22 protein-coding genes and 1 pseudogene are annotated in these 19803 nt (G+C 64.1%); 15 read left to right on the plus strand and 8 right to left on the minus strand.

Features of this window, described 5'->3' with window-relative positions; all coding sequences use genetic code 11:
* Window positions 1–11: 11 nt before the first annotated feature.
* Together OW521_RS12930 and rraA are read right to left on the minus strand one after the other, a co-directional pair.
* Entirely contained in the window at window positions 12–1664 is a 1653-nt protein-coding gene (locus OW521_RS12930) for an MDR family MFS transporter (RefSeq protein WP_268020042.1), read from the minus strand.
* Window positions 1665–1772: 108 nt separating this feature from the next.
* A complete protein-coding gene (rraA, locus tag OW521_RS12935) occupies window positions 1773–2255 on the minus strand; it encodes a ribonuclease E activity regulator RraA (RefSeq protein WP_268020043.1) in 483 nt (160 codons plus the stop codon).
* Window positions 2256–2419: 164 nt separating this feature from the next.
* Here rraA and OW521_RS12940 point away from each other — a divergent pair, with 164 nt between their 5' ends.
* From OW521_RS12940 to OW521_RS12950, 3 genes are all read left to right on the plus strand, one after another.
* Complete coding sequence (locus OW521_RS12940) at window positions 2420–3748, plus strand: MFS transporter (RefSeq protein WP_268020044.1); 1329 nt, start codon at window positions 2420–2422, stop codon at window positions 3746–3748.
* Between the two features lie 120 nt (window positions 3749–3868).
* On the plus strand, window positions 3869–4471 hold the full coding sequence (locus OW521_RS12945; RefSeq protein ID WP_268020045.1) for a TetR/AcrR family transcriptional regulator: 603 nt from the start codon (window positions 3869–3871) through the stop codon (window positions 4469–4471).
* A gap of 239 nt (window positions 4472–4710) precedes the next feature.
* On the plus strand, window positions 4711–5904 hold the full coding sequence (locus tag OW521_RS12950; RefSeq protein ID WP_268020046.1) for an NAD(P)-dependent malic enzyme: 1194 nt from the start codon (window positions 4711–4713) through the stop codon (window positions 5902–5904).
* 257 nt (window positions 5905–6161) lie between these two features.
* On the opposite strand, the gene OW521_RS12955 is transcribed toward OW521_RS12950, so the two are convergent.
* Window positions 6162–6689: a hypothetical protein gene (locus OW521_RS12955; protein WP_268026115.1), complete on the minus strand. Its 528-nt coding sequence runs from the start codon at window positions 6687–6689 to the stop codon at window positions 6162–6164.
* Window positions 6690–6727: 38 nt separating this feature from the next.
* Complete coding sequence (locus tag OW521_RS12960) at window positions 6728–7084, minus strand: hypothetical protein (protein ID WP_268026117.1); 357 nt, start codon at window positions 7082–7084, stop codon at window positions 6728–6730.
* A 65-nt stretch (window positions 7085–7149) separates the two neighbouring features.
* Between OW521_RS12960 and OW521_RS12965 the strand changes: the two genes are divergently transcribed.
* A complete protein-coding gene (locus OW521_RS12965) occupies window positions 7150–7428 on the plus strand; it encodes a hypothetical protein (RefSeq protein ID WP_268020047.1) in 279 nt (92 codons plus the stop codon).
* Window positions 7421–8095 carry a response regulator gene (locus OW521_RS12970; RefSeq protein WP_442781154.1) on the plus strand — a complete coding sequence of 225 codons (675 nt, stop codon included), beginning with the start codon at window positions 7421–7423 and terminating at the stop codon, window positions 8093–8095. The genes OW521_RS12965 and OW521_RS12970 overlap by 8 nt, the downstream gene beginning before the upstream one ends.
* A gap of 83 nt (window positions 8096–8178) precedes the next feature.
* Here OW521_RS12970 and OW521_RS12975 read toward each other — a convergent pair whose 3' ends face one another.
* On the minus strand, window positions 8179–8649 hold the full coding sequence (locus OW521_RS12975; RefSeq protein ID WP_268020048.1) for a DUF4383 domain-containing protein: 471 nt from the start codon (window positions 8647–8649) through the stop codon (window positions 8179–8181).
* 198 nt (window positions 8650–8847) lie between these two features.
* Between OW521_RS12975 and OW521_RS12980 the strand changes: the two genes are divergently transcribed.
* Window positions 8848–9846, plus strand: a complete 999-nt coding sequence (locus tag OW521_RS12980) for a hypothetical protein (protein ID WP_268020049.1) — start codon at window positions 8848–8850, stop codon at window positions 9844–9846.
* A gap of 19 nt (window positions 9847–9865) precedes the next feature.
* Here the strand turns inward: OW521_RS12980 and OW521_RS12985 are convergent, their stop codons facing one another.
* Entirely contained in the window at window positions 9866–10189 is a 324-nt protein-coding gene (locus OW521_RS12985; RefSeq protein ID WP_268020050.1) for a hypothetical protein, read from the minus strand.
* 60 nt (window positions 10190–10249) lie between these two features.
* Window positions 10250–10885 (minus strand): LysE family translocator, encoded by a 636-nt coding sequence (locus OW521_RS12990; RefSeq protein WP_268020051.1) that lies wholly within the window; start codon window positions 10883–10885, stop codon window positions 10250–10252.
* 103 nt (window positions 10886–10988) lie between these two features.
* On the opposite strand from OW521_RS12990, the gene OW521_RS12995 reads away from it, so the two are divergent.
* The 3 genes from OW521_RS12995 to OW521_RS13005 are packed head-to-tail and all read left to right on the plus strand — an operon-like array spanning window position 10989 to window position 13282.
* On the plus strand, window positions 10989–11444 hold the full coding sequence (locus tag OW521_RS12995; RefSeq protein ID WP_268020052.1) for an Lrp/AsnC family transcriptional regulator: 456 nt from the start codon (window positions 10989–10991) through the stop codon (window positions 11442–11444).
* A 42-nt stretch (window positions 11445–11486) separates the two neighbouring features.
* Window positions 11487–12947 carry a DUF222 domain-containing protein gene (locus OW521_RS13000; RefSeq protein WP_268020053.1) on the plus strand — a complete coding sequence of 487 codons (1461 nt, stop codon included), beginning with the start codon at window positions 11487–11489 and terminating at the stop codon, window positions 12945–12947.
* Between the two features lie 20 nt (window positions 12948–12967).
* Complete coding sequence (locus tag OW521_RS13005) at window positions 12968–13282, plus strand: HNH endonuclease signature motif containing protein (RefSeq protein ID WP_268020054.1); 315 nt, start codon at window positions 12968–12970, stop codon at window positions 13280–13282.
* Window positions 13283–13284: 2 nt separating this feature from the next.
* Here OW521_RS13005 and OW521_RS13010 read toward each other — a convergent pair whose 3' ends face one another.
* On the minus strand, window positions 13285–13743 hold the full coding sequence (locus OW521_RS13010; RefSeq protein WP_268020055.1) for an Lrp/AsnC family transcriptional regulator: 459 nt from the start codon (window positions 13741–13743) through the stop codon (window positions 13285–13287).
* 267 nt (window positions 13744–14010) lie between these two features.
* Between OW521_RS13010 and OW521_RS13015 the strand changes: the two genes are divergently transcribed.
* From OW521_RS13015 to OW521_RS13045, 6 genes and pseudogenes are all read left to right on the plus strand, one after another.
* Window positions 14011–14643 (plus strand): RraA family protein, encoded by a 633-nt coding sequence (locus OW521_RS13015; protein ID WP_268020056.1) that lies wholly within the window; start codon window positions 14011–14013, stop codon window positions 14641–14643.
* A 48-nt stretch (window positions 14644–14691) separates the two neighbouring features.
* Window positions 14692–16041, plus strand: coding sequence for an MFS transporter (locus OW521_RS13020; protein ID WP_268020057.1), 1350 nt, complete (start codon window positions 14692–14694; stop codon window positions 16039–16041).
* A 98-nt stretch (window positions 16042–16139) separates the two neighbouring features.
* Window positions 16140–16943 carry a LamB/YcsF family protein gene (locus OW521_RS13025; RefSeq protein WP_268020058.1) on the plus strand — a complete coding sequence of 268 codons (804 nt, stop codon included), beginning with the start codon at window positions 16140–16142 and terminating at the stop codon, window positions 16941–16943.
* 128 nt (window positions 16944–17071) lie between these two features.
* Window positions 17072–17817, plus strand: a pseudogene (locus OW521_RS24185) (carboxyltransferase domain-containing protein).
* Window positions 17804–18844, plus strand: coding sequence for a biotin-dependent carboxyltransferase family protein (locus tag OW521_RS13040; protein ID WP_268020061.1), 1041 nt, complete (start codon window positions 17804–17806; stop codon window positions 18842–18844). The pseudogene OW521_RS24185 and the gene OW521_RS13040 overlap by 14 nt, the downstream one beginning before the upstream one ends.
* Window positions 18845–18955: 111 nt before the next feature.
* Complete coding sequence (locus OW521_RS13045) at window positions 18956–19753, plus strand: SDR family oxidoreductase (RefSeq protein ID WP_268020062.1); 798 nt, start codon at window positions 18956–18958, stop codon at window positions 19751–19753.
* Window positions 19754–19803 lie beyond the last annotated feature (50 nt).

The following is a 19803-nucleotide window of genomic DNA, read 5'->3' on the forward strand; positions in this document are numbered from 1 at the left end:
CCTAGCGGAACCTAGTGGGCCGAGACTGATTCCTTTGCTGCCGCCTTCGGGTCGGTCAGCTTCTTGTTCGGCAGGGCGAAGCTGATCAGGAAGGCAAGGCCGGTCAGCGCCGCTGCGGTCAGCATGACGGCGTCGATCGACTGCGCGAAACCCTCGGTGATAGGCCGGGTGAGCACCGGGTTGGCGTGGTGCAGCCAGCTGGTGTCGTTCAGCGAATCGTTGCTGGCGCCGTTCTTGAAGAAGTCGTACAGCTTGGCGTTGGCGGGATCGGCGGCAACCGCGGGATCCTTGAGCACCTTGAGGTAGTCCGCGTTCCCGATGGCATCCTTCATGCCCGAGGCGATCTTGTCGGCCGCCAGGCTGAAGAGCATCGAGATGAACACTGCGGTACCCACGGCGCCGCCCATGGAACGGAAGAACGCCGCGGTGGAGGTGCCCACGCCCATATCCTTCGGCGGTACGGACACCTGCATGGCGAGGGTGAGTGGCTGCATGCAGAAGCCGAGGCCCATGCCGAAGAACACGGCGATCAGGCCGGGAACCCACAAGCCGGTGTCCACGCCAAGGGACAGGCCCATGACAACCGCAGCCGCCGTCAAGATGGCCGTGCCGAGAATCGGGAAGATCCGGAAAACGCCGGACGCCGAGATGGTTCGTCCCGCTGTAATGGAACCGAAGAGGATACCCACTGTGAAGGTGATCATCATGAGGCCGGCCTCGGTGGGGGTGAGGCCCTTGACCAGCTGCAGGTACATGGGGAGCATCGCGATGGCCCCGAACATGCCGATGCCGATGATGAAGTTCAGCAGGGAGGACAGGCCGAAGGTGATGTTCTTGAAGAGCCGCAGGGGAATCAGAGCGTAGTCGCCTGCGCGCTTCTCAACCAGCAGGAACGCGACGATACCGACGAAGCCCAGCCCGTAGCAGATCCAAGAGTTGACGGAGGTCCAGCCCCAGCTGCGTCCCTGTTCTGCCACGAGGAGCAGCGGAACGATTGCCAAGGTGATGGCTGCCGCGCCCCAATAGTCGATCTTCTGCTTGACGTGCTTCGCGGGCAGGTGCAGATAAAGGAACACCACGGCCAAGGCGGCCAGGCCTATGGGCAGGTTGATGAAGAAGACCCAGCGCCAGCCGTCGAAGCCGAGGATGTTGGACGAGCCAGCGAAAGCGCCGCCGACCACGGGACCGAGGACCGAGGAAACGCCAAAGACGGACATGAAATAGCCCTGGTACTTTGCGCGGTCCTTGAGGGCAACGATGTCGCCGATGATGGTCAGGGCGAGGGCCAGCAGACCGCCGGCGCCCATGCCTTGGATACCGCGGGCAATGGCGAGCTCGGTCATGGAGTGCACCGAACCGGCATACAAGGAACCGGCCAGGAAGATCAGGATCGCGGCCAGGTAGAGCGGGCGGCGGCCGAAGATGTCGCTGAGCTTGCCGTACAGCGGAGTGCTCACCGTGGACGTGATGAGGTACGCCGTGGTGGCCCATGCCTGCAAGGACAGGCCATCGAGGTCGTTGGCGATCGTGTAAATGGACGTGGACACGATGGTCTGATCCAGGGAGGACAGGAACATGCCGAGCATGAGGCCCACCATGACGGTGAGCGTCTGACGGTGCGTCAGGACCTCACCGGCGGCCCGAGCGGGCGTGGCTTTGGACATTGCTTCTCCAAGGGGTCGAAGAAAAGGGGATTAAGCAGGATAGTTGCTTTCAGTAACTATCCTAATCGCACCTGTATTCCCTGTCTTACCCGAATGGGGAGAAAATTCTCACCGCTCCACGAGAATCCCGTCAGGATCGCAGTAGATCAGGTTGCCGGGTTCGATGTGCACTCCATCGATCACCAAGGCGATGTCCACTTCTCCACGGCCCACTTTAGAGCTCTTCTTGGGATTGCTTCCGAGGGCTTTGACGCCTAGAGGCAGCTTCGCGATCGCCACGCGATCGCGAATGGCCCCATTGATCACGACGCCGGCCCAGCCGTTCGCGACCGCGCTCTCCGCGATCATGTCCCCCATCAGGGCTGTGCGCAGCGAGCCGTAGCCGTCCACCACCAGCACCGCGCCGTCGCCCGGGGTTGCCAGAACGGTCTTTACCAGGGCATTGTCCTCGAAGCACTTGATGGTGCGCGCGGGGCCGTTGAAATGGGAGACGCCGCCGAGGTCCTGGAACTGCAGTGATATTGACTCAACATCTTCCGCGCGCTCGTCGTACAGATCGGCGGTGTTGATGGGGTTCGCTGGCATGTTCATCGTTGATCCTCCTCGGTCCGTTGGAGTTACCCTAACGGGTGCGGACTCACCCTAGCGCGTCCGGGTCGGTGCACTTGTCCACATAGGTGCCTTCATGACAACGCATCGTACCCCTACAGCGCTAGGCTAAAATCCACACGTCAAGCCGCTAGGGGAGCACCGTCATGAGCCTGTCCGATCTGCCTGGTTCATTGCCTGAAAGGCCCGTGACGGATCCTGCCCACGATCCTGCCCAAACACAAGGGTCGACGACGGCGCTCGCCGAGCCCGTAGAGCGCGTCCGCGCCTTGTGGGTCACCGGAGTGGTGCTGGTCAATGTTGGTATCAATGCTGCCTTCTTCGGCCCCATTCAGGTGCTGCTTGGGCAGCAGGCCATCCACTTTGACGAAGGCCAGAAGGAAGCCATTCTCGCCCTCGTCACGGGGTCCGGCGCCGCGGTTTCCCTGGTGGCGAATCCCCTGTTCGGTGCCTTCAGCGACCGCACCACGTCACGCTTCGGACGGCGCGTCCCGTGGGTGCTCTTTGGTGCCATTCTCGGCGCGGCAGCCCTGATAGCCCTGGCAGGCGCGCCCAACGTCGCTGTCATGGCCCTCCTGTGGTGCCTGGTTCAGGCCGGTTGCAACGGTGCGTACGCGGCCCTGACGGCGGCCATCCCGGACCGAGTCCCGGTGCCTCAGCGCGGCACCGTCGGCGGGCTTGCAGCCATGGGCCAAACCGTGGGGATCCTGGCGGGCGCAGTGATCGCGTCCGTGGTTTCGGGGAACTTTGCCCTCGGATACATCGTGTGCGCTGCCGCTCTGCTGGCCGGCGTCGTGCTCTACCTTTTCAAGAACGACGACGTTCCTTTATCGGCGGAGACTCGGCCACCGTTCAAGCTCGGGACATTCGCCAAGGGGTTCTGGATCTCGCCGGTCAAATATCCGGATTTCGCCTGGGCCTGGCTGACACGCTTGCTGGTGAATGTCGGCAACCATATGGTCACGCTGTACTTGCTGTTCTTCCTCAAGGATGCCGTGCATCTTGAGGAGATGCAGGGGATCAAGCCTGAGCTCGGCGTGCTGATCCTGACGGGCCTCTATGCCCTCATGGTGATCGTCACAAGCGTGGTGGGCGGTGCCATCAGTGACCGCATGGGCAAACGGAAACCCCTCGTGATTATCTCCTCGATCGTCATTTCGCTAGCTGCGTTGATCCTTGGGCTCGACCCCACCTGGACAGGAGCAATTGCTGGCGCGGTGGTGCTCGGTATCGGGTTTGGTGCCTACCTGGCGGTCGACTTCGCCCTCATTACCCAAGTGCTGCCCACTGCGCTGGACCGGGGCCGGGACCTTGGTGTCATCAACGTGGCCAACTCCTTGCCACAGGTGATCGCGCCGCTCATTGCCTATCCCTTTGTTGCTTTCTGGGGTGGCTACATCTCGCTGTATGTGGCCGCAGCCGTCATCGGCCTGCTGGGCGCCGTATTCGTGGTGAAGATCAAGGGCGTCGCATAGCCTGCGAATCCGTTCTCAGGGAACTGGCAACTTGCTGCCGTATCATTGTCAGGACCGCGCCCGGCCTTTGGCGTCCGCGGTATCTCCCAGAACGAAGCCCAAACCAACAGAACGCCGGAAATGTCCGAACCGAACTCCCTGGAACCGTATTCGCTGGATCTGGCCGCGGGGTTGCCCCAGATGGCGGCTGCTCCCACCACGCCGAGACAGCAACTGCGCTACGCCCGGATACTGAAGACTGCCGCAGGTTTCGCCCAGCGGCAGTTCGATACTGTGAGCCTTTCGGACGTATCCACCAGGGCCCACGTTCCGCTGGGGACGCTCTACCGCTACTTCCCGTCTACGGTCCATCTGATGCTCGCGGTCTACCGGCAGCAGCTACGGGAACTCAATGACGCCAAGCCGGCGTCTTCGCGGTGCAGCCAGCAGGAACTCACCGGTCTGGGGATGGAGATTTTCCACATGCGGGTCATGCAGCCCGCCGTCGAACACTGTCTTTCCCGCACGTGGGATACCCGCGACGGTGACATCCCGGTGCTTTTGCGAGACATCGAAGTGCTCTCTGCCGAGATGGTCACGTCGGCGATCGGCGACGCTGGCAGGGCGCGGATTCTGTTGCACGTGATCAGTGGTCTGGTCCAGTCGGTCAACTGCCGTCGGATCTCGCTTTTCGATGCCGAGAAGGACCTGAAGAACGCCTGCAAGTTGATTGCGGACGCGTAGCTTTTTCCGGCAACTGGCGTAATTGGTCTAGACCACTACGACCAAAAGTATGTGTTTATGGCTGGATGTCTCTAGTCTTCCTATCAAGGACCTGCCTACGAAGACAGGACCCAAGCGGCTAGCAGCCCATATCCGCAGGAGTTTCACAGCACGGACCACCACCCTTGGCCCGGCACCGAAGCCTCTACACCTGCCCGAATTGTGCCGTGGGTTCACGGCTAGCCTGAGGAGACAACGACGTGTCCGTCGAAACCATCACCCCTGAACAGAACCTGACTGCCCTGGCGCTGAGCGAAGAGGAAATCTTCGCGGCCCACGAAGGCGGCAAGCTCTCCGTTTCCAGCACCGTGCCGCTCTTGAACAAGCGTGACCTTTCCATTGCCTACACCCCCGGCGTCGCTGAGGTGAGCAGGGCGATTCACGCCAATCCGGAGCTTGCCCGCACGCACACGTGGGCCGAGCGCCTTGTGGTGGTCGTCAGCGATGGCACCGCGGTCCTTGGACTTGGCAACATCGGCCCCAGCGCCTCCCTCCCGGTCATGGAAGGAAAGTCCGCGCTTTTCAAGGCTTTCGGCGAGCTGGACTCGATTCCGCTGGTTCTCAACACCACTAACGTGGATGAGATCATCGAGACCCTGGTCCGCCTGCGCCCAAGCTTCGGTGCCGTGAACCTCGAGGACATCTCCGCTCCGCGCTGCTTCGAACTCGAAGAGCGTCTTATCGAGGCCCTTGACTGCCCGGTTATGCACGATGACCAGCATGGCACCGCCGTCGTGGTTCTCGCCGCCCTGACGAACGCCGCCAAGGTGACCGGCCGCGAACTTGAAGGACTGAAGGTTGTGGTTTCCGGTGCAGGTGCCGCCGGGATCGCCGTGTCCGAGATCCTGCTCACTGCTGGCGTCAAGGACGTCGTCCTGCTGGATTCCAAGGGCATCATCAACGCTGAGCGTGCCGATCTGGTGGCCGATTCGGGCAGCGTCAAGGCCCGCTTCGCCCAGCGGACCAACCCCCGCGGCCTTTCCGGCGGACCCGCCGAAGCCCTCACGGGCGCAGACGTGTTCGTCGGTGTTTCCTCGTCGAAGCTGGCCGAGGAACACCTGAAACTCATGAACAAGGATTCGATCGTGTTCGCGCTGTCCAACCCGGACCCGGAAGTTCTGCCCGAGGTCGCCGTCAAGTACGCGGCCGTTGTGGCTACGGGCCGTAGCGACTTCCCGAACCAGATCAACAACGTCCTGGCCTTCCCCGGGATCTTCCGCGGAGCCTTGGACGCCGGCGCGCGCCGGATCACTCCGGCCATGAAGCTCGCCGCGGCCCGCGCCATCGCCGCGCTGGCCGAAGAGGACCTCTCGGCCGACTACATCGTGCCCAGCCCGCTGGATCCCCGCGTTGCACCTGCGGTCACGGCGGCCGTTGCCGCTGCGGTTGAATAACCTAGCACTTCAGCCCCAAAAGCCGACGACGGCGACTCTCCCGTGCTGGGGAGGGTCGCCGTCGTTCTTTGTTCCGCCACCACTGGCGGGCCGCACACCCAGACTGGGCCCATGAACGCCGAAACGATGGTGACCGTTCTCTGCGGTTCACGGCCCGATACGTGATGGAGCGTTGGGGGTTTGGGCCCGATAGGTGATGGAGCGTTTGCCTCGACCAACCCTCGCTCACCTTTAGCGCCTTTTTGACAGACCCTCCATCACTTTTGGCGGCATTTTCGCCGACGCTCGCTCACGTCTCGGGTTGGCTCCAAGGATGAATCCGCTGGCTTCCGGGTGGAGATCGGACGCAGGAGGGCAGAATCGGCGTCGACGCATCCCGGGCCGTGGATAGGGTGGCTGACATGGAACAGACACTGAAAGTTGCACGGCAATGGGGCGCCCCCGCGGCGGCCGTCATCTTTTTCGCCCTGTGGTGCGTGGCGGAAGCGGGAAGGATGGGGGCCTCGGGGGTTGAACACGTGGCCCGGCACGTGGATGCTTGTCCTGATTGCCTTGACGATCGCGGTAGCGGTGTGGAAGCCGTACGTATCACTCGGGCTGACCGCCATCCTTTTGCCGCAGGCTGTGCCGCCGTCGGCATCGCTTTGGCGCTCTACGAGGACCGGGGCAAGCTCTTCCAGTCCAAGGTCCTCGTCCAGGCCAATCTCAAGGAGACCGAGGTCGAGCTGGTCGTGGAGCAGGAACGCACCCGGATCGCCCGCGATCTCCACGACGTCTTGGCACACTCGCTCGCTGTCATTGCCGCGCAAGCCGACGGCACACGCTACCTCAGCCAGAGGACCAACCGAAAGCAGTGCTCGACGCCTTGGAGAACATCGCGGTGTCGGCCCGCCACGCCCTGGTGGACGCACAGCGCGTCATTGAAGGAGTGCGCGACGACGGCCTGGTCGCCCCGCAGCCCCGGCTCACCGACGTCGGGCCCCTTGTGGAGCGAATGCGCCAAGGAAGCCTCAAGGTCCAACAGAGCGAGACCGGTGTCCCGGTTGAGCTTGGCGCGGGTCAGCAACTCGCCGTCTTCCGGATTGTCCAGGAATGCCTCACGAACGCCCTCAAACACGGCGGGCGCGGCACCGCTGTGCGGCTTCACTTCGACTGGAGCGGCCCTGGGCTGACCATGCACGTTGCTTCCGACTGCCGGCGTCCGTTTCGATTGGGGGGACGGACGACGGCGATGAGGTGGCGCGTGTGGGGCGCGGCATCCCCGGAATGCGGGAACGTGCACACCTGGCCGGCCGTTGGCTCAGCTCCGGGCCCGACGGCGAGCAGTTCCGTGTGACGGTCTTCATCCCCTACGGTTCACGCTCGGCACCTCTCCCCTCGGAAAATCGCGGAGAAGAAGGCCTGGAAGGCGCTGCGGACCGGGAAGCCGCGTCCCCAAAGGGCTTTGAGCAGGAGCCGGCGCTTGCACTCGAAGGCGCTTCGCCGTCGTTGTCCCTTGAGCGGGAAAGCGGCGGACGTGGCTGAAGCGCAGATCACGGTTGCCTTGGTAGACGACCAGCCCCTCTTCCGCGCCGGCATCCGCATGCTGGTGCAGAGCCAAGCAGACATGGACATGGCGTGGGAGGCCCACGACGGCGAACAGGCCGTGGCGCTCGCCGCCAAGCTGCGGCCGGACGTCATGCTGATGGACCTTCGGATGCCGGTGCTGGATGGAGTCGGGGCCACGCGGCGCATCACGGAGGAAGCCGATGCGGCAGGAGTGGACAAGCCCAAGATCATTGCCCTGACCACCTTCAACAGGGACCAGGCCGTGGTTGAGGCGGTGCAGACGGGCGCAAGCGGCTACCTGCTCAAGAGTGCCGAGCCGGAGTTCCTGCTGGCCGCGATCCGAACCGTGTACTCGGGATACTCGGTGATCGCGCCCGGTCCGGTGCACGAGCTCTTCCAGCACGCAGCCCGGACAGTGCCGGTGGCCGGGCCGGACCTCGCCGTGATGGACGAGCTCTCGCCACGCGAGCGGGATGTGTTCTTGCTCGCGGCCAAGGGCCTGGGGAACGCTGAGCTGGCAGAGAGCCTGTTTGTCTCTGAGGCCACAGTTAAATCCCATTTGCGCAGTGTGCTCAGCAAGCTCGGGCTGCGTACCAGGCTTCAACTGGTGGCCTTCGCCTATGAGCACCGGCTGCTCGGCTAGGCACCCCCAAATGCAAGGCGACGGCCGCCCCGGTGGGGACGGCCGCCGTCGTGCAACTGCAGGTACTGCAGAGTCAGGGTGCGCTACATGGCGCGGCCCTTCGTCTCCTCCCTTGCGTCACGCCCGAGCCAAAGGCCAAGGGCGACCATGACAACGCCGAGAACCAGGTGCAGCCAGTCGTCCGCGGCGTTCATGGGCACGAAGTCAGCGCTCATGTTCGACATGGTGATTAGACCGTAGATCCAAAGGACGAGGTAGATTGCGCCGCCACCAATGAGGTAACCACGCGCCATCCTGCCGGTTCTGGCCAGGTAAAGGCCTGCAGCGCCGAACAGCAGATGGACAATGTTGTGCAGGACGGATACTTGGAAGACTCCAAGAAGCATGGCGCCCGAATCATGTCCTGCAAAGGTCATGGCGCCGTAATTGCTGGTGATGCCCGGGATAAATCCCAAGACGCCAACAGCCAGGAAAACCCAGCCCAAACCCAGTGCTGTGTTGTGCAGCGTCAGCCCCATCACGTGGTGCTGCGCGGGGTGTGAAGCAGTGGTCATAGCTCCTCCCGATCACGATTTCGATCGGCCCTTCAAATGGAGGGCCGCATCGCGGCAAGGAGTCGGAACCCTGCCGACGAGGATATCTTACTCCCGAAAACCCGGGAAATAGAGGGGATGGCGTGGGACAACGCGCAGCTAGCATGGTTCTGTGATGCCCAATTCTGCAATGGATTATCCTGCGACGGCAGGGCAACCGTGAGTGAGCCATCGGTTCCCGGTAATCAAGGAGCGATTTTCGGCGACACGAGGGACATCACACCGTTCCGCGACGGACATGTCCGCACCTCGGTGAGTGGACTGGCGGAGGGCCTGGGCGGTGCGATTGCCGGCGTCCTGAAGGGAAAGGCCGCTGGCCGGATCGACGTCGACGGGGATGTCCCCAAGCTCAAGCGGCTGGCCGGCAAGACCGCCAAATCCGTGTACGACGCCATTTTCACCAGCACGGAACCGGACCGCCTCATCACCCTAGCCCGCACCTACCCCGGCTGGGCCGGGCTTTGCTACGTGATTGCCGGCCTGCTTGCGTACAAGCACGGCGGATATCTGCGCGCGTCGGAACTGCTGCAGCGGGGCTTGTCCATACGGATCGACGACGCCGCCAGCCGGTTCTCCGGCAGTTGCCTTGGCAGGGTGGTTACGCGGGTTGAGGTTGCGGAGCGGATTGAAGTTCCGGTCCTGTTCAGCGAGGAATCGGTGTTCCTTGCCCTCTCGCACTGCTCTCGGGAGACGGGCCAGACGGCGGAGGCCCTCGACATCCTGGCTAGCCTGCCGCCGTCGTTGCCCACCGCGCTTGCCCGCTGCACCGCAGCGGCGGCACTTGAGCGGCACGCCGACGTCGTCAGATGGACGGACGGGCTCCGCAACGCGGACGACCTCTCGGCGGCGCTCTTGCTGATACGGGCGCAGTCACTCAGGGCGTTGGGGGAGCGGGCGGCGGCGCAAGCCGCACTCGCCGAGGTACTCCGGAGGAAGAAGACCAGCCTCGCCTTGCGCAACGACGCACTCACGGACCGGGCTCTGTCGATGCTTGAGGTCAGGCGGAGGGCGCCCGGCCCTCGTCCGCTCAGTCCTCGCGTCGTTATGCGGACTCGGCGTAAGTCCGAGGGGGCCGAGTTGGAGGCAGTGGATGGGATCCGCAGGGACATCGAGGTGCGCCGGCTGTGGAACAAAGACTTCGGCGAACCTGGCGGTTAGCACGGCCTAACGCCCGCGGTTAGGACCGAAGCGCGCGAAGGACTCCTCGAAGCGAGACGCCCACGGCACCGACAAGTGGCAGCAACATGGCCATCACAACCACGGTGTTCTGCTGGAAAGTCACGCGCCCGCTGGCGTTGCGGCCATAGACCCCGACCGGGAGCACAAAACCGCCGCCTCCACCGCCCGCAGCATTGGTTCCATCGCCGCCTCCTCCGAATCCAAAGGACACCAGGGCTACTGGGATTAGTTCTTCTCCGCCGATCTGCAGGGGAGGGCCGTACGCCGTCGATACACCGACCTTTTTGAAGGCCTCCACGAGGGCTGAAAATTGATCGGACATGAAGCCGACGATATGCCGCCTCGCCGTAGAACGCCAGAGCGATCTCGCCTGACGCTCGCGTCACCGGAGCAGCGGAAGCAACTGTTCGCCCAACAGCACGGCCCCGAGCGCCACCATGATAATGCCGCTGCCGAGCGTCACCACGCGTGCGGCGGAGGGTCGGGACTGCAGCAGCTTTCGGGAAGTCATCGCCACCGCCGTGTAGATTATGCCCACGAACAGCACGAATGTGAGGCCCAGCACTCCGGATTGCACCGGCACCGGCAAGGACGCTTCAGGGCTCACGAACTGCGGCACAAGTGCCAGGAAGAACAGCAGGCCCTTGGGGTTGATGCCACTGGTGCCCATGCCTTGCAGGAAGGTGCGCAACTGGTTTCGGGACTGCCCGACGGCGTCATCCGCGCTGAAGCTCGCGCCGCGCCACGAGCGCATAGTGCTCACGCCGAGCCAGAGCAAATAGGCGGCGCCCGCGATCGTCAGCCAGCCAAGGAGCCCCGGAACGCCGGTCAAAAGGGCGGCGAGCCCGGCCGTCAGGAAGGCCGTGTGCAGGATGTATCCGCTGCACAGGCCAGCCACGGCGGGGACGAAACTGCGCTGCCGCAAGCCCGCAGCGATCGAATATGCCCAATCAACGCCGGGGGTGCAGGCCAAGGTGACGGCGACAATCACGAAGGCGAGGAAGAGGTGGGGATTCATGGTGGCTCCTGGCTGGTGGGTACACCATGAACCTTATGAAAAATCTGCCCATAAGTGTTCCCATATTTAGCCCGGCTTGCCGCGGAATCGGTAAGATAATTGCGTGATTGATGGAATTGACAGAACTATTTTGCGTCACCTCAAAGAGGATGGGCGAATGACTGCCACAGCGCTCGCGGCCAAGGTGGGATTGACCGTGGCGCCATGCCATAGGCGGCTGCGTGATCTCGAGGCTTCCGGAGTGATTCGGGGCTATCGGGCGGACATTGATCCGGCGGCGATTGGCCTGGGATTCGAGGCGATCGTCTTCGTGACCCTACGCCAGGTGGACCGCACCACCATGTCGGACTTCGAGGACCGCGTGGCGGCTAACCCCAACATTGTCGAAGCACAGCGGCTTTTCGGCTCACCGGACTATCTCCTGCGCGTGATCGCCGCCGACCTCCCGGCCTACCAGCGTTTCTACGACGACCAGCTCACCGCACTTCCCGCCGTCGAGCGCCTCACCTCGACCTTGGTGATGAAGAACCTGAAGACGAACGCGGGACCGCCGGTCTGAGTTCGGCCTTATTTTGTCGCACCCTCCTGGCAGAGTGTTTCCATGGAAGCGATCGGATACTTCGACACCCGGCAGGGCCTTGCGTCCCGCGGGCTTTTCGGAGTGTCCCGTCATGGCGGTGTTCCGCGACTTGCCGCGGTCCCGGACGGGCCTCCGGGCGGGCTGACGTTGGTGGATCCGTGCGATGGGGGCGGTTGGCAGGCCGCTTTGGACGGGGCCCTGGCGGCGTTGAGGTCGTTGGCGGAAAAGGCGGCCGATGACGTTGGAGTCTTGGGTTTCCAGGAGGCTGTCGCGTTCGCCTCCGGTGTGGAAGAACTCTCCCGCGCCCTGGATTATCTCCAGGTGGTCGCGGCTTCGGGGCTGGACAGGGCACGGAGGGATGAACCCACTACCCGGCCGGGCTGGACAACGGGCTGGGCCTCTGATGCGGATACCGGCTCTGGAATGGGCTGGACGTCCGAGACAACAGCGGGCCAAGCGGACGCGCAGGGCGATGCCTCCGGCTCGGTGCAGGGCGCTCGTGCGTCCGGCGCGGGGAGCGCAAGTCTTGAGGCCGCAGCGACTTCTTCCATGCGGGGAACGGGGGGCGTTCGTGGCGGGGAGTTCAGGTCCACGGCTGAGCATCTGCGTTCGTTGCTGCGGATCAGTGCCGTCGAGGCCAGGCGCCGGCTCGCCGCGGCTCAGGAGCTGCTACCGAGCCGCGGCCTCACCGGACAAATGGTCCCTCCCCGGCACCAGCAAACGGCCGCGGCGCTGGCGTCCGGGGTGATCGGGTCCCGCTCGGCCGGGATCATCACGATGGCCTTGGAGAAGGTGCGTCCGCTTTGCAGCCCCGAGAAGGCTGCGGAGATGGAACACGCCCTGGCCCGTACCGCGGAGGAAAATGATCAGGATTTCCTGGCCAGGGTTGCCCGGCGTTGGGTCGATGCGATTGACCAGGACGGCCCGGAACCATCCGAAGAATCCCTCCGCTACCATCAAGGGGCGTTCCTGCGCCGTCCCAAGCACGGGCTGCAGCATGTGGAGATCTTCGCCACCACCGAGCAATACGAACACCTGCTCACGGTCATGAACACCGCTGCCAACCGCCACGGGCGGCCACCCCAGGGCACAGTTCATGCCTCCGTGGAATCATTCGACGATTCTTCCGGCGAGGCATCGGACAATGCCGAGCCGCTGGACCGGCGTTCGAGGGCGCAGAAGCTCCTGGACGGTTTGATCGGCGCCTGCACGCTCGCCCTGGCCGCAGGGTCCCTGCCCGCCACGGGCGGCCACCGCCCGCAGGTCCTGGCCACCATCGAGCACCGCGAACTCTTCCCCCAAACAGCCGGCATCCGCAGCCCGGGCAGCCTTCACCATCCGGGCAACTTTCGCAGTTTGGTCAGCCCGCCCTGTTCAACCGCCCCCAGAAGGGCAGTGGCACCGGGTCCTTCACGTTCACCGGGCCCGTCCCGGCAGCCACTTTGCGCAAACTCGCCTGCGACGCGGATATCATCCCCGTAGTCCTCGGCGGAGAAGGCCAAGTGCTGGACATCGGACGGGCCTCAAGGATCTTCCCGCCGCACATCCGCAAAGCCATCACAGCGCGGGACAAAGGCTGCGCTTTCCCCGGGTGCACCATACCGGCACCGTGGTGCGAGGCCCACCACATCGAGTATTGGTCCCGGGGCGGACCCACCAGCACGGCTAACGGGACGCTGCTCTGCAGCCATCACCATCACCTGATCCACAAGGAAGACTGGCGCATCCAGGTCCGCAACGGGATCCCTTGGTTCATCCCGCCACCCCACACGGACCCGCACCGGAAACCCCGAAGAAACCACTACTTCCAGATATGACCTCACGCCCCCAGCAAACCCGTGGTCCGGTACGGAATCACCTCGCGCAGGAACATGCTGGTGGATGTGCGGACGATTCCGGGGCACAGCCTGATCTCTTCGGACACGCGGTATAGATCGTCCGGGCTTGTGGCGACCACGCGGATGATGAGGTCGGTGTCGCCGGCTGGAGCATGGCATTCGAGGACCTCGGGGATGTCGCGCAGGGCCGCGATCGCCTCGTTGAGCCGGCTCTGGTCCAACTCCGCGCTCACCGCTGCCGCAACGCCCCGGCCCAATGCGGAAGGCAGCACGCGGCTGCTGTTCGGACGCAGAGCGCCCGACGCCGTCATGCGCTCCAGGCGCGACTGGACTGTCCCGCGCGCCAAGCCCAAGCGCTGGGCGAGGACCATGATCGGCACCCGGGGGTCGTCGTCGAGCGCGGCAAGGATGCGCTTGTCGGTTGAGTCCAATTCCTGCATGGCTGCCGCTTTCTGCCTAGTCGCCGAAGGTTCGGCTGGTCAGAATGTCCAACCGAATCCCATTCTCCCGCACAATGCCTGCCTCTAGGCTCGCCAGCGGAAGCCATCCGCCCGCGAACCATGGTTGCGAATGATTTACATGCCCGTAACGGGAACCCCTTGACGGCATGAATTTAAAACGCGAAACTCTTCTCATATGTGATTGACGTCTCAAGGCGATCGGCGCTCCCCGCACCGGTTCTTGGGAAGAAACCAAAGGCGAAGAAAATGGCAACAACACTCGAACTCACCGTCCGCACCGCATCCTGGACCCGGCCGCCCCGCGAACTGGTCCGCGCGTTCGAAGCGTTCCCCGTGGCAAACATCGGTGACGCGATGGAGCGGCTGGGAATCGTCGACGGCGGAATCAGCCCCGTCTGGGAAGGGGCCCGTTGCGTCGGCTCGGCCCTCCCCGTCCTCGGTGCCGCGGGAGACAACGCCGCCGTCATCGAAGCGCTGAACTACATCCAACCCGGCGACGTGGTGGTGATCAACGGCTTCGGCCACGAACACCGTGCCCTCGTGGGCGAGCAGTTGTCCCAGCGTTTCGAAGCCGCCGGTGCCACCGGCGCGGTCATTGACGGCTACATCCGGGACCGAGCCACCATCACCGAAATCAAGTTCCCCGTCTTCGCCCGCGGCGTCACCCCTGCCGGTCCGTTCAAGAACGGACCCGGAGTCATCGGGGAACCTGTGGCAATCGGCGGAATCGTCTGCTCGGCAGGCGACATTGTCGCCGCCGATGACGACGGAGTCGTCATCATCCCCCAGGCCCGTGCCGTCGAAATCCTGGAACGAGTCATCGCAGTGGCCGCGCACGAGGCCGAGATGACAGCGGAAATCACCCGCGAATACAGCTAACAACGCTTTCTCCCACCCCAGCCCCCTCATAGACTGAAAGCACCCACCATGACAAAGCAATCGACGGACTCAGTGGAACTGAACACCGCTCAAATCAAAGTCGTCACCGCGGATGGCAGGATGGTGCGCAAGGCAACCTTTGCCGGCACCATGGGTTCCTTCGTGGAATGGTACGACTACGGCATCTACGGCCTACTGACCACGTATCTGGCCATCAACATCATGGGTTCCAAGGACACAGGCTCCTTGCTCCTGACCAACGTCGGCTTCCTGGTGAGCTTCCTCGCCCGCCCGTTCGGCAGCGTCATCTGCGGATTCCTGGGTGACAAGCTGGGCCGGAAGAACCTGCTCGCAGTCCTCCTGCTCCTCATCTCCGGGGCGACGGCCTGCATCGGCCTTATCCCGTCGTACTCGGTCATCTTCTGGGCCGCTCCCGCCTTGCTGATCCTATTCCGCATCCTTCAGGGGTTCTCTGCCGGCGGCGAAGTGGCAGGCGCCATGGCATTCGTGGGCGAGTACGCGCACAACAAGCACCGCAACTACTCCATGAGCTTCATCGCGGTAGGTTCCTTCTGCGCCCTGCTCTTCGGCAGCGCTCTCTCCGCCACCCTCATCACCACCCTCGGGGACTCCACCATGGAGGCCTGGGCCTGGCGCATCCCGTTCCTGTTCGCCCTGCCTTTGGGCTACGTCGGTTTCTACATCCGCTCCAAGATGGAAGACACCCCGCACTTCGCGGCACTGCGTGAGCGCAACGAGGTAGAACGCAACCCGCTGCGCACCGTCTTCACCTCCAAGCGCCATCTGAAGGCCATCGCCCTGACCATCTTCCTCCCGGCACTGAACGGCCCCGGCTACTACCTGCTGTTCGCCTACATGCCCACGTACCTGAAGACCCAGCTGGGCTCAGGCCACAACTTCACCATGCTCCAGGCGCTCCTGGTCACTGCTGTCAGCCTGGTGGCCATCATCATCTCCATCCCGCTCATGGCCCGCTTGTCCGACCGCATCGGCCGCAAGCCCGTGTTGGCTCTCTCCGCCGTGCTCATGGCTGTGGTTTCCTACCCGATGTTTGCCATGATCACCACCGGCAATATGCCGCTGGCCTGCGTTGCCACCGTCGTGATGGCCATCGCGTTCTCCGGCCACGCCGCCGTCGTCCACACGGTGCTGACCGAAATGTTCCCCACTACGGTCCGCTACAGCGCCTACAGCATCGGCTTCAGCATCAGCACCATCATCTTCGGCGGCAGCGCACCGCTGGTCATGACTGAACTCATCAAGGCCACCGGCAACAGCATGGTTCCCGCCTACGCCTCAATCGGCACTGCCATCATCACGCTCGCCTCGGTCTACTTCCTGAAGGAAACCAAGGGCCAGCCCCTCCAGACGCACTAGTAGCGGACCACCAGAACCCCGACGGCGGCGGTCGCCCGCCACCGAAACGGCAGCCGCCGCCGTCGAACCCTTAGTAACGAACAGAAGTGGGAGTCACCTTGAGCATCAATTCAGTCGCCGTCGTCGCAGACCTCGGCGAAAGCTACGGCAACTACACGATCGGCGACGACGACGCATTGCTGGGTCTCGTCACAGCCTCCAACATCGCCTGCGGTTTCCACGCCGGCGATCCGCGGGTCATGGATGCCACCGTCAAGGCCTGCGTGGAGCGCGGCATCGAACTCGGCGCACACCCTGGCTATCCGGACCTGGTGGGCTTCGGCCGCCGCCTCATCGAAGCCAGCGAAGAAGAAATCCGTACCGATGTCCTCTACCAGATCGGCGCCCTGGACGCGTTTGCCCGCATCCACGGAGGCAAGATCAGCCACGTGGCTCCGCACGGACGCATGGGCAGCATCGCCCAGACCGACGCCAAGCATGCCCGCGCCATTACGGATGCCATCAAGGCCTACGATCCCTCCTATATCGTGATCTGCCAGAAGGGCCTCCTCGCCGATGAATCCCGCAAGCGCGGGCTCGAGGTGGGCTACGTCTTCCTCGCGGACCGCGGCTACGGCGAAGACGGCATGCCCGTCTCCCGCAACAGTGAAGGCGCACTCCTGCACGACCCCGAGGAAATCGGCCGCCGCGTGGTCCAGGTAGTGACCGAAGGAACTGTACGCGCCGTCACCGGCAAGGTGGTCCCGCTCGGCCACGATGCCGACGTCGTCCTCCTCCACGGTGACCACCCGCAGGTCCTCCAGAACGGCACGGCCCTCCGCGCGGCCCTGGACAAGGCAGGCATCAAAGCCACCGGCCTTCAGGAAGTTCTCGCGGAAAAGGCCCGGCTGGCCACGGTCTGAAGCTGAGCAACAACCGGATCCATCACCCGTACCACCGAGCAGGACTCATGACCACGCACACAGCACCCGCGAAGCGGCTGCACCACCCGCCCGAACTGGAAGCCGAGCCGTTCGGCGATTCAGCCCTCATGCTTCGGGTCAAGAACGACGACGCCGACTTCCGCCGGGCGGCGGGCAGCCGGCTCCGCGACGTGCTGCTGGAGGTGCGCCCGTACGGGGTGCTGGACATCGTGGCCGGCGTCGAGTCCTTGTTGGTCGAGTTCGACTGCTTGGCGGTGACCCACGAACAATTGGCCCAGACCATTCGCTTGGCGGTTGCCGGCAACGGCCTGGAACCGGGCGCCCCTAGCGCCTCGCAATCACTTTTTGTCATCCCGATGGTCGTGAGCGAGGAATTTTCCCGGACCTTCCCAGTGTTGCCGAGGAGTTGGGACTGAGTCCGGAAGCGGTGCTGCGGCAGTTCGAGTCCTCGGTGCTGACCATCAACCTGTTGGCTGCGGCCATGGCCCCCATGATGGGCGGCGTGCAATTCCCCGGCCAGGTCAGCCGCTGTGTCGAGCCGCGGACCAACGTGGACCCCGGATCCGTGATGGTTGCCGGCACCAACGCCATCATCCAGCCGTTCCCCGGGCCGAGCGGCTGGAAGGTGATTGGCCGGACTCCGCTCACCATCTGCGACATCCGCGAAGATCCCGCCACGTCCTACAAACCAGGGGATCTGGTGCGCTTCGAGCTTGTTCCGGAGGGCGAATGGGTGCGGCTCGAAGGCCGCTTCCTGCGGGCCTCGGGCGGCAGCGCCAGCTCAGGTGGCGCTAGCTCGAGCGCCGGCACCAGCTCGGACAGCGCGGATGGAGGCCACAATGACCTTCCCTGAACGCGCAATCGGCATCAAAGTGAGCGAGGCTGGCTGGCTGTCCACCTTCCAGGACTTGGGCCGCGAGAATTCCGAGTTCATGGGCGTCCCCTGCGGAGGCGCAGCGGACCAGCACTCTGCTGCGGTCGCCAACGTCTTGGTTGGAAACAGCCGTAAGGCCACCTGCTTGGAAATCATGGGCGGACGTTTTGCGTTCACGGCCACGCATGACGTGATGTGCGCCGTGACCGGGATCCCGGCTGAGGTCACCGTGAACGGGGATCCCGTCGCCATGTGGGAGCCTCTTTGTCTTCCGGCGGGTGCCCGGGTTGTGATTGCCAAGGCCCGCGGTGGCATGCGGAACTACTTGGCCTTCAGCGGCGGACTGGAAACTGCCCGCTTCATGGGCAGCGCCGCGCCCGAATCGCGCATGGGCTTTCCCCAACAGCTCACCCCGGGCCGGACGCTTACCCTTCACAGCCGGTACCGCGGATTCACACACCCGTTCTTGACCCAGCCCCTGTTCCGCCTGCCTGTCCCCGTGCCGGAGTTCAGCCCGGACGTGTGGACCATCGACGTCGTTGACGGTCCCGAAACGGACCGGACCCCCGGCATCCGGAAGCTGCTCAGCTCCAGCCACTACACAGTGGGCGCCAAATCCAACCACGTGGGCCTGCGTTTGGACGGGCCGGTGGTGCATCCCGAGGGGCTCGGGGAAATCGTGTCCCATGGGGTGCCGATCGGCGCGTTCGAAATCCCGCATGGCGATGAGCTCATCATCCTGGGCCGTTCGCGAACCCTCACGGCTGGCTATCCGATCGTGGCTGTAGCCGCCAAAGCCTCCTTGTCCATGCTGGGCCAAGCCAGCCCTGGCCGGAAGATGACCTTCCGCTGGATCAGCAACACTGCTGCGGTGGAGCAATACCGTGAACAGCAGCGCCTCGTGGCGCATCTGGAAGATCGCGTGCACGCCCTTTTTGCCGCCGTCGGGCTCCCAGTCTCAGCGGGCTCCACGATGGCCTCCTCGCCGACTCCCGCCGCGGCGTGACGCTCCGGCCCCAAGAAAACACTTGACCATCAACTTCTAAAATGAGAAACTCTTCTCATATGTGATTGGCATCTCAAATGATTCACGCAAAGAACGCAAGGAACTGAAACCATGGGACTTCTGGACGGCAAGCTCGCGATCATCACCGGGGCCGGTACCGGCATGGGACGCTCGACGGCGGCCCTGCTGGCCGCAGAGGGCGCCGCAGTGGTGCTGGTGGGGCGTCGTGAGGACGTCCTGCAGGAACTCGCCACGGAGATCGTCGCCGACGGCGGCCGTGCGTTCGCCCGCGCTGCGGACATCACCTCGAAAGAAGACGTTGAGGCGTTGCTCGAGTGGATCCACGGGAATCTCGGTCCGGTGGACATCCTTGTCAACAACGCAGGCAGCGCCAGCAAGGTCCTCAACGTCCGCTGGATCAGCCAAGAGGAGTGGAACGAGGTCCTTGATGTCAACCTCAACGCCGTCTACCTGCTCAGCCAGGCGGTCCTTCCGGACATGCTGGCCCGCAAGACCGGAACCATCATCACGGTCTCCTCGCTCGCAGCCGTGAACCCCAACCTGCTCGGGGGCGCCGCGTATGGTGCGGCAAAGGCCGCGGTCCGGAACTTCATGACCTACCTCCACAACACCTTCCGCAACGACGGACTGCGGGCAGTGACCATCCTGCCCGGTGAAACGGCGACTCCTATCCTAGACAACCGCGCCCGGCCGCCCCGCGCAGAGGAGCGCGATGCCATGGTGCAGCCCGAGGACGTGGCCCGCGCCATCCACCTCGTCGCCACGCTGCCCCAGCGCACCGTGGTCCAGGAACTGGTCATCGCCCCGACCATCCAGCGGGACACGTCCGGTGACATCGAGATCAGCCGCTGGGCCGGAGCCCCAGCCGACGAAGCGCCTCAGCGATGAAACCCCGCAGACGGTACGCGCCCTCACCTGGAACTGCCGCCACTACAACC

Origin of the sequence: Arthrobacter sp. MMS18-M83 (assembly GCF_026683955.1) — a bacterium.
Classification (GTDB): Bacteria; Actinomycetota; Actinomycetes; order Actinomycetales; family Micrococcaceae; genus Arthrobacter.